General features: G+C 33.2%; 1 protein-coding gene and 1 pseudogene. Both read left to right on the top strand.

What is annotated here, in order from left to right:
• A partial coding sequence (locus AX662_RS00510) for a hypothetical protein (protein WP_060971288.1) occupies positions 1-428 on the top strand: 428 nt, incomplete at its 5' end.
• A 93-nt stretch (positions 429-521) separates the two neighbouring features.
• Positions 522-921, top strand: a pseudogene (locus AX662_RS10635) (hypothetical protein); the annotation flags it as partial.

Here is a 921-nt window from a genome sequence, read left to right as displayed (position 1 = left end):
TTGAAAAGAAAATTGAAAAACAATTGAAGAAACAAAAACTCGGTCTTCCTATTAGTTCATTTAGTTTTCTATCTAACTTCAGTCATGATGAAAAGGAGAAAAATCTGGATACCTTAGCCTCAGACAATCTCAAAGAAGGTAAGAAGGACTTTGCAGGTTACTATCAAATTCCATACCAAACCTTGATTGATAAAGAGTTGATTGAGATGGTCATTTATATCGATGAAAAGACAACAGTCAAATCACAAGATATGAAAGAAGCTGCTAAAAAGTTGGATGCCAGGGACCTTCCAAATGGTGAATATAGTTTTTATCAATCTAATTTTGAAGATGGACCAAATAATTCAGTCGATTACAATTTTAAAGTTAAAGACGGGAAAGTCGTTTTTTATGAAGACGAGAATCTAGTATTAGAAGATGATGATTAAAGATGAAAGGTCGAAAAAATAACTAGGTTGAGGAATGATAAGTCTTAATTATATTTCTATCCCTAGTTATACACCACTATTGGAGGTAGAGCTATGAAAAAGAAAATCTATCGCATTCTATTCTTGATTCCCTTGCTACTATCAGTTTTGGTTTTGAGCGGTTGCAAGGTGATGATGCCTAGTGATTACATAAAAATTAAGCGAATCATCATCGAAGATTGTAACAAAGTGGGTCTTCATGGCAAAGTTACCATCACTGACTTACATTGGACTCCACTAGAAAGTCCAACTTACTACGTATCTTATACCTATTCTGAGAACACCTACGATGGGCAAACAATAAAATTGGAAGAGAATAATAGGGCTATTCCTGAAAATAGGTCATCTGATTCTCATGACAGTATTCAATTTTTACACTATAAGGAAGTATTTGTGGAACAGAAATCTGTCCAAAAGGTTGAAAAGAAAATTGAAAAACAATTGAAGAAACAAA

Source organism: Streptococcus sp. CCH5-D3, assembly GCF_001556435.1.
In the GTDB taxonomy this organism is placed as follows: domain Bacteria; phylum Bacillota; class Bacilli; order Lactobacillales; family Streptococcaceae; genus Streptococcus.
The sequence above is the reverse complement of the archived record's forward strand: the minus strand, read 5'-3'. Positions and strand labels throughout refer to the sequence as shown.